Genomic DNA, 1,155 nt, shown 5'->3' with positions numbered 1-1,155 from the left:
AATGTCCATATAGGACATTTCTATTTGGTTATTAGGTAGGACATTTCTACTTGGGAATAACAATAATATATTTGATTCTAATACCACAGATCCACCATCGTTTATCTACTTAACTCAAGATCTTCAAATTTCAAATAAAGATCAGTTGCTGTTGCTTACTAAGCATTAGCCTCAACAATTTTTATTACTGAGCATCCAGAAAATTCTGCATCTGCTCCAAGACCTGCGCTGTCTTTTCACCATGTAACCAGTGTCCAGCATCTTCTATCAGTTCAACTTTAGCATTTGGGAGTTGGCGTTCGATTGAAGCAAAATGTTCGGGTTTAGAAATATAAAATGAATTTCCGCCTCTTAAGAACAATGCTAGCGTATTCACAGGTTCAATATCTTCCCAAACCAGAATATCTGGGTAATGGTTATAAAGAGTTTGTACATTAAACAACCATGTTCCTTTATTAAAGGATTTCAGCAAAAATTGAATGACCATTTCTTCATTCAGATATTCACGCATGATTTTTGCGGCATCAAGACGTGAGGAAACATTGGCTCGCTCAACAGCAAATAAGGCTTCAAAAATTTCGGCATGATGATTTTCATGATAATTAATTGGTGTCATATCTAGTACTACAAGTTGCTCTACCCGATCACGTGCCAGATCTGCTAATTTCATCGCAACTTTTCCGCCCATAGAATGACCCACGACAACAAATTTTGTAATATTCAGGCTATCTAATGTTTCTAGTACATCTTGTGACATCAGCTCATAATTATGCTCATCACTATGTCCTGATAAACCATGATTACGTAGATCAAGCTGAATCACCGCTCTTTGGCTGGAAAAATGTCGTGCCAGCATTCCTAAGTTACTCAAACTCCCAAATAAACCATGTATGAAGACCATTGGACTAAGTTGTGAGTCATCATGAGTGGTTAATTGATAGTTAAGGATCATTTCGAATTCCGCTGATTTCTTTATTTAGGAGTTAGTGTGTGAATTTTACAGGAAATTAATCAGTTGCCAATTTAGAATTATAATCCTGCTTAGGCTATTTTTTTAACCAAATAGATAAACCAACCTTAGTTTCGCCCTATTAATATTTAAAAAGGCTCTAGACTAGCAAAATGATTATATTAGTCTAGAATCATGATAGAAAA

Annotated in this window: 1 protein-coding gene; it reads right to left on the bottom strand. The window is 35.4% G+C overall.

The window, feature by feature from the left end; translation table 11 throughout:
- Positions 1-184: 184 nt before the first annotated feature.
- Positions 185-952 carry an alpha/beta fold hydrolase gene (locus GW12_RS06045; RefSeq protein ID WP_034584857.1) on the bottom strand — a complete coding sequence of 256 codons (768 nt, stop codon included), beginning with the start codon at positions 950-952 and terminating at the stop codon, positions 185-187.
- Positions 953-1,155: the final 203 nt, after the last annotated feature.

The organism is Acinetobacter sp. HR7 (genome assembly GCF_000773685.1).
GTDB classification, from domain to species: domain Bacteria; phylum Pseudomonadota; class Gammaproteobacteria; order Pseudomonadales; family Moraxellaceae; genus Acinetobacter; species Acinetobacter thermotolerans.
Note: the sequence above shows the minus strand (reverse complement) of the source record. Positions and strands in the feature narration are given on the sequence as shown.

Excerpts from the sequence above, each read along its gene's own strand:
- GW12_RS06045 (WP_034584857.1), bottom strand. The coding sequence starts at position 952 with ATGATCCTTAACTATCAATTAACCACTCATGATGACTCACAACTTAGT.